At 44.5% G+C, this 7,036-nt stretch carries 8 protein-coding genes; all 8 read left to right on the top strand.

All coding sequences use genetic code 11. From position 1 onward, the window contains the following. A partial coding sequence (locus AC3D28_RS20270; RefSeq protein WP_488536895.1) for a phage tail tape measure protein occupies nt 1-1,606 on the top strand: 1,606 nt, incomplete at its 5' end. A 522-nt stretch (nt 1,607-2,128) separates the two neighbouring features. Then, nucleotides 2,129-2,842 carry a hypothetical protein gene (locus AC3D28_RS20265; RefSeq protein ID WP_488536894.1) on the top strand — a complete coding sequence of 238 codons (714 nt, stop codon included), beginning with the start codon at nt 2,129-2,131 and terminating at the stop codon, nt 2,840-2,842. Nucleotides 2,843-3,544: 702 nt separating this feature from the next. Continuing rightward, the gene (locus AC3D28_RS20260) at nt 3,545-4,141 is read left to right on the top strand and encodes a ParA family protein (RefSeq protein ID WP_488536893.1); all 597 of its coding nucleotides are present in this window, start codon (nt 3,545-3,547) and stop codon (nt 4,139-4,141) included. A 61-nt stretch (nt 4,142-4,202) separates the two neighbouring features. Next, entirely contained in the window at nt 4,203-4,412 is a 210-nt protein-coding gene (locus tag AC3D28_RS20255) for a hypothetical protein (RefSeq protein WP_085626741.1), read from the top strand. A gap of 22 nt (nt 4,413-4,434) precedes the next feature. Beyond that, the gene (locus tag AC3D28_RS20250; RefSeq protein WP_488536892.1) at nt 4,435-4,743 is read left to right on the top strand and encodes a hypothetical protein; all 309 of its coding nucleotides are present in this window, start codon (nt 4,435-4,437) and stop codon (nt 4,741-4,743) included. 212 nt (nt 4,744-4,955) lie between these two features. Then, the gene (locus AC3D28_RS20245) at nt 4,956-5,156 is read left to right on the top strand and encodes a hypothetical protein (RefSeq protein ID WP_031418868.1); all 201 of its coding nucleotides are present in this window, start codon (nt 4,956-4,958) and stop codon (nt 5,154-5,156) included. Nucleotides 5,157-5,587: 431 nt separating this feature from the next. Continuing rightward, entirely contained in the window at nt 5,588-6,250 is a 663-nt protein-coding gene (locus tag AC3D28_RS20240; RefSeq protein ID WP_191786739.1) for a recombinase family protein, read from the top strand. Further along, entirely contained in the window at nt 6,243-6,902 is a 660-nt protein-coding gene (locus AC3D28_RS20235) for a hypothetical protein (RefSeq protein WP_488536891.1), read from the top strand. Before AC3D28_RS20240 ends, AC3D28_RS20235 begins: the two co-directional genes overlap by 8 nt. Nucleotides 6,903-7,036: the final 134 nt, after the last annotated feature.

The raw sequence follows: 7,036 nt of genomic DNA, 5'->3' as shown, positions 1-7,036 counted from the left end.
AAAGAACATGAAGTTTGGTGAACACTTTAGCGCTGGAATATCGGCAAGCGTTCAAATGTTTAAAACGGACGGCTCTAAATTGTCACAGGCAATTAGCACATTAGGCGCAACAGCGACGAGTGCCGGACAGTCATTCCAAGAGCAATTAAGTGTGTTGGGCATGTTGTCGGCGACAATGGGGGGCGGAGAAGCAGCCACTAAATATGCCAGATTTCTGGAGAAAGCTGGGCAAGCTGGCGATAAGCTAGGGTTAAATTTTCGAAATGCTAATGGTCAGTTGTTAGAGTCGTCTGAGATCATAGCTATGCTAAGCGAGCGATATAACGGCGCCCTAACTGACATGGATAAAGCCGAGCTTGTAAAAGCGTTTGGTACGTCCGAAGCTGTGGACATGATTGACTTGCTTTTGCCTAAAGTCGATCAATTAAAAAGCAGTACTGCCGATATGGGAGAAGCTTTAAAAGGCGGCATAGATAAAACTATGATCATGGCCAAGGCTATAGGCGAGGGTCCGGCCGAGTCGATGGAAAGGCTGTGGCAGCGAGTCACTAATCTAGCGGTTAGTGTTGGTGCCCTATTAGCACCGGCTATGATGTTTGCATCTGACACTATTGGCGAAGCGGCAAGTCTTATCGGCTATTTTACTGAGCAATTCCCGCTATTATCTCAAGTCGTTGCTTATACGGTTGTTGGCTTGGTAACGTTAAAATCAGCATCAATAGCGGGTCGGTTTGCGTTTTCTTATTTCTCTGACGCCATTGTAATGGCGCGTAAGGTGCTGATGTGGCTTAACCTTGCTAACTTAAAAAACGTGGCCATTATGACGCTTACTAGAGCAAGAACGATCGCTGCTGTAACCGCTTTGGTTGCTATGACTACCGCGCAAAAAGCAATGGCCGCCGGGGCGGCAATCGTTACCGGGGCGCAATGGGCGCTAAATGCGGCAATGATGGCTAACCCTATCGGGTTGGTGATTGCTGGTGTTATGGCGTTAATTGCGGCGGTGGCCTTGATAGCTAGGTATTGGGAGCCTTTAGGAGCGTTCTTTTCCGGTCTTTGGCGTTCGGTTACAACTTCTTTCTCGATAGCTTGGGAGTTTATTAAGTCTATTGTTACTTTTTCCCCTGTAGGCTTGCTTTTTAAGGCGTGGGAGCCTTTGGTTGGGTTCTTTTCCGGTCTTTTGGGAGCGATTAAGGGTGTGTTCTCTTCTGGTCTGAAATGGATAGAAAGCGCAATTTTAAGTCCAATTCAGACAATTAAGGACACTCTTGGCGCCGCATGGAGCGCCCTGTTTGGTGGTGATAATGTTGAAGTCTCGGCCAGGGTGAAACAGGTCGCCGATCAGGTTCCCGCAGCCACTAACCCGGCAGTTGTGGCCACAACCCCGATCGGGGAGCCTGTTGCTACAGTTTTGGGTAAGCGTGGCGATCCAGTTGTAGCACAGTCAAGCAAGGCCAGCGTGTCTCCAGTGTTCCAGTATGGAGACATTATTATCCAAGCGGCACCGGGTATGGATGCGGGAGCAATCGCCCGTGAGGTTCGCCGCCAATTGGACGATCGCGATCGCCAAGCCGCCACGAAATATCGCGGCCGCCTGTACGACTAATGACGAAAGCACGAAATAACGAACAGGCCGCCCCGGCGGCCTTAAGGGGGATTTGTGGGGTACAAAGCCAGAAACAAACAGATTAAGAGATTTATGCGTCAGTGTTTAAATAGGGCTGAGAATGCAACAGAGTCGGAACGTGAGAAGGCTAAAGAGGTGATCCTTTCATTAGAGAGAGAGCACGGTCAAATAGGCAATGAGGCGTTATCTAGAAGGATAGATGGTCTTTTTGATGAGTATGGAGAGGGGGTCGCGTCGGTAGTCATATCGATCTTTGTGATACCTAAGATGGATCATAGATTTACACGCACTCTTTAGGGGTGTAGTATTTATTTCCATGAATACGGTGAGAGCCGCAGAAAAGAAAAAACCCGCTATTGGAGTAGCGGGCTTTTTCCGAATTAGCTTAACAACCAAAAAAAGAAGTCAAACCAACCCCAAATACATGGTTAATTCTATCGGTTGTTTCTGATTCCTGCAAGCTTTTAGAGCAAGAAAGCAAGAAAGCACGAAATAACGAAAATGAAAAAAGAAACGGCAAAACGTCCGTCATACTCCGAAGCAGTGCGCGAGGTGTTGATCGGACTAGGAAAAACCAAGATAGCAGAGCCTACCCGCCGCTTTATCGATAAGGTGGGCGAATACTCTTCTAAACCCTTCCGACTAAAGTCACTTAACGAAGTTGATTCACGTCAACGAGATTCACAAAAGCGCGTCCGCGTTCGTATGATTCGCGTTCTAAGCGTCATTATCACTTACATAGATTGGTCTACATTCCGTCTTGGTGTTGCCAAGCCGCAAGAACTCGATCCGGTGAAGCACTCTTCAATGAGAAAGAGATACGCGGCCATTTATGGCGAAGAGATTCCAGAATCGACATGGTTCCGTTACGTCGATAAGTTGGTCCGCGCTGGTTATCTACACAGTGAAGCTATGGACTTGCTCGATCGAGAGGAAGGTAAAATCAAAGGCGTTGCTGGCTACAAATGGCTAACAATGAAGCTGTTTAAAGAAATCGGCTTTAAATCCGGCTGGCTTGACCTACAGCGTCAACAATCTTTAGAAAGACTAGGTAAGGCTAACTTATCAAATATCTGGCCAGTGTACGCCAGCAAGCTATCCAGACAGAAGCGCGCCGATGCGTTGAACTTGGAAAGCTACCAGACAGAATCAAACCAAGGGCAATTTGATACCGACTGGTATCACGATCCTTACGAAGACTGCTTAACCCACTAGATCCCCCGTTTTTAGACGCCGATTAGCTTCGGTCGATTACTCCTACCTGTCGTATAGAAACCCCCTCACATCGCCATACAGCGTCCACAAATCACCGTTGTTTCGTCGTTTATCACCGCAAAATACCCACAGTCTAACGTGTATCGATCTGGCTTATGGATAAGTCATGTATAGGTATGTGTGTATCGTTAATTAAATGAGAGTTGAAAAAAGGAGGTGAAAACGCGAGTGGTAATTTCACCCTTCGGGGCATATACCATTTTATTTATTAACAGGGTCCCTTTAATTCCCTATTAATAAATAAAGAGATCAATTATTTTCATAAGAACTAAAGTTCTTGTGTATAAGTACCTCCCATTAAATTGCATTTAAGACTTATGCACATGGAAAGTAAGGCGAATGCAATTTAACGGGCCCGACGCCCCACATTACCCATACAGCTAAACAAAAGATCGAGAAAGTGGGGCTTTGTCATTCGCTGATTCTTTCTTTTGTCATCCGACAGGAACCTTCAATACACTCTGCAAGGCCGTAACCCTGCGGGGCTTGTCGCTTCGCGACGGCTTAGCAGTGAATCGAAGGCAAAATTTAAGCTCTCGCAGTAAAGGTGTGACAAGTCACGCTAAAAGAAAGAAAAAGCAAACCGATTAGACACTAAAATGATATCTTTAGAGTGTCATTTTAATGTCTTTAGGAGGAGTCATGCCTGTTATTTGTGTTGCCAACTCGAAAGGTGGCACTGGAAAAACAACAGTTTCACTAAATCTGATACATCACTTAAACCCCGATTTCATTATCGATTTGGATATACACAAAGGGTTAAGTGATTTAAACCGATTGGGAGGGGGGTTAGAGATACATCGAACCCAAGAAAAGGATGAATTATTGAGGTGGTTAGAAGACGATGGGAAATTGATTTTTATCGATACTGGGGGTTTTGACTCGACGCTTAACCGTGTAGCACTAAGTCAATCTGATTTCATTTTGACGCCTACCAGTGATGACCCTTCCGACCAGTTAAGGCTGCTGGATTTTGATAAAACGATGGCGGCAGTTAGTGAGATGGTTAACGAGCACCTTATTGCTCATGCATTATTAAACCGAGTTCATCATAGCCGCCGTTCTTTTGATGACTTCGACGAACTGGTTGGAGGGTTAAAGCACTTGGCCAGAATGCCTAACGTGATCCCTCAATCAGCGGCGCTGCCTAAAGCGGCTTTTAAAGGAATGCCAGTTAAGTCCGGAACAATTGCTGCTGACTTCTCAAACCTAGCTAGAGAAATCAAAAAGAAACTCTAAGGATATTGAATTGATATCTTTTTGATGTATATTAAATATCAAATTTAACGAGGTAATAGTTATGGCAAAACGTGGAATTGGGCATATAACTGATGACAAGCCAGTTGTGTCTGATGAAGTCAAAGCCGAGGTTTTTAACAAAACGATTAGAGGTATCCCAACAAGGTTGAAGGATGAGTTCGACCGTCTTAAAGGGCAAGGCAAAGTACATGGTAGCCTGAATAGCTACATGGTTTATGCATTAGCTCAGCAGTTAGAACGTGACAGTTAGAATCAAAAAATAGGTTAGGAATATGACAAGAAAGCTTCAAATAGAACTATCGGACGAAACCTTTGCTTATCTTGAGATGTTAGCTTTTGGACTTGAGCTTGAAAGAACTGGTAAAGATGACCTAAGTGATTGGAAGGGTTTTGATAAGCAGAGAAATGACTTCGGCCCCGGCGTTAGGGAATTATTGCAGGATATTGCAGGCTCGATAGCTACTGGCGTATACCGTCCAGGAAGCTGGGAGCGGGGTGTTGTTGATAGCCTAACTGGCTGGCAGGGTACATACAACAAAGGCATGTTAGACGAATGCATCAAAGATGAAGTAACGAAATAGTTTAAAAACAAAAACGCCGCCCGGAAGTTTGGCGACTAGGGGCGGCATCTAGTAATCACAGAGGTCCATCAAATGACTACTACTGCAAAGGATATCATTTCCGCTCTTACCTTTCATCAACCTGTAAGAATTCCCCGCATGACTGGGGCAGAGCTACGTCGCGTTCTTAACGATCTTAGCCAGTATCAAAAGGCTAATAAGGAATAATTACCATGATCGAGAGTTATATCAGAGTACTTCGATTAGCGCGCCGCATTAAAGCTGTATCTACTATGGCCACTGACTCGCACCCAGACGAGTTCGACAATCAAACTCATTCTGAATTGATGTTGATGCTTGCGGAAAATGCTAGTGAAATCGAACAAATAGCAGAGAAAGAGATTAATAAAGCAGGGCAAAAGGCGAGAATGTAACTTTGTAACGCATAACAACGATAGATTACAAATTAACATTGCAAACCATATTCGAAAATCATTCTCAACAAGAACAAACTCTAATTTGCTCTTGTTGAGAATCATTCTATATGCGAAAGAATTTCACTTTCTTCGTGTATAGAATGATTCTCAATATGGAGTTCTGGCGCAGAGCCCAAACATGAACAAACACTAATTTGTTTTCCAGAGTATAGGTCGTTATAGCCGCTAATTATGGAAGTTTTATTTACACAAATTGTGTCCGTTTGTTTTTCGTTTTTATCGTTGTATTTTCTTGCTTTTTATCTGAAAGCCCCTTAACGCAAATTGTGTAACTTTATGTTTTTAATGGTTTTATTCTATATTTTTCATTGTTTTTAACAGCGCAATAGCGCTAGTATGCCAATGTTATTCACTGTTACGGGGTCTTTATGGCTGTTTATGGTTACTGCCGTGTGTCTACGGTTAGGCAGGCCGAGGAAGGCGAATCTTTAGAGGTTCAAGAGCAAAAAATTACTAACTATTGCTTGCTGGAAGAACTTGATCCCCCTGTGTTTTTGGTGGACAGGGGCGAGAGTGCGGGGGTTCAGTTGGCCAAACGTACTAAAGGTGCGTCTTTGCTGGCTAAATTAAAGCCGGGCGATCACGTTGTAGCGTCAAAGCTCGACCGACTATTTCGCCGCGCTAGTGATGCCTTAAACGTTGCCGAATGGATGAAGGAAAATGGCGTTTCTCTTCACTTGCTCGATATGAAAGGTGATGTGATTAATGACTCTATGAGTAGAGCGTTTTTCACTATGGCTAGTGCGTTTGCAGAGTTAGAAAGAAACCGAATAAAAGAGCGCATTAGTGAAGTTAAGGCTATGCAGAAGGCCGCCGGGCGTTATTTAGGTGGTCGTGTTCCTGTTGGTTACAGGGTGGAGGCTGGGAAGTTGGTAGCAGACGAAACCGGGCAAGCCGTAATTTCTTATATAACCAATGAAGGCGCCGAAATTGGTAGTCAGACATTAGCCAAGATGATCAAGGAAAAATACGGCGTAACCATTTCACACAATACCGTTTATCGAATTAGGAAAGGGGCCGAGAATGCTTAACAAATGGGAAATGTTTGCAGGTGAAGAGCGTCGACGCTTTGTGGCTTGCAAGCTTGATGCTAGAACTAAAGGATTGGACGCTGCTATTAGGGCTGAGCCCGAAGAGTTGGAAGGCTTTGAAAGTGTCGGAGTGCTGGTGGCTTCTTTGGATGAGCAAAGAGAAAATTTACTAGATATTTTATCTGTTTGTTATCCAGGAGATGATTTGCCTGAGGAAAGTCCAGTTATTGCGGCGGCGGCTATATTGGATTTATTGGGGTTAGGTGGTTTGTCTTATCGCTTGGTGCGAGAACAGGCTCTTAATGTATCGGAATCAATAAAAAATCCTTGGTTTGATACAGCTTTAAAAAGGGCCGAGAGTGGGAGAGGAAAACGCCTTGATCAGCTTTGGGGGCGTGTCCTCAACGTAGCAGCTATTTATTGGCGGTGTGGTGGTGGTCATGCTGGCGTTGCGGCTAACACTTTGGCCGGATTGATACATGATGCTTTGTGGAAATTACATCGAGATGGAAGGCTAAATCAAACCGGGGCCCCGCCGAGTGTAAGATCGATATGTGACCATATCAAAAAGCAACGTCCACGCCGTAAAGTAGACAAGGTGGACGTCGTGCCTAATCTGTCGCCTAAGCTGGTGGATATGCTAGCTGATTGAAATTTTTGTTTTCTCTATCGATTGCTTTTGATCCCCCGGGAACAATGGCTGTGACAAAGCTAATAGGAGGAAATTAAGCATGTCACGACCATTTTTACAAAGTACAGATACAACTGCGTTAGTAGTAGCTTATC

It is taken from the genome of Vibrio sp. TAP-3B, from assembly GCF_057784735.1.
The sequence above is the reverse complement of the archived record's forward strand: the minus strand, read 5'-3'. Positions and strand labels throughout refer to the sequence as shown.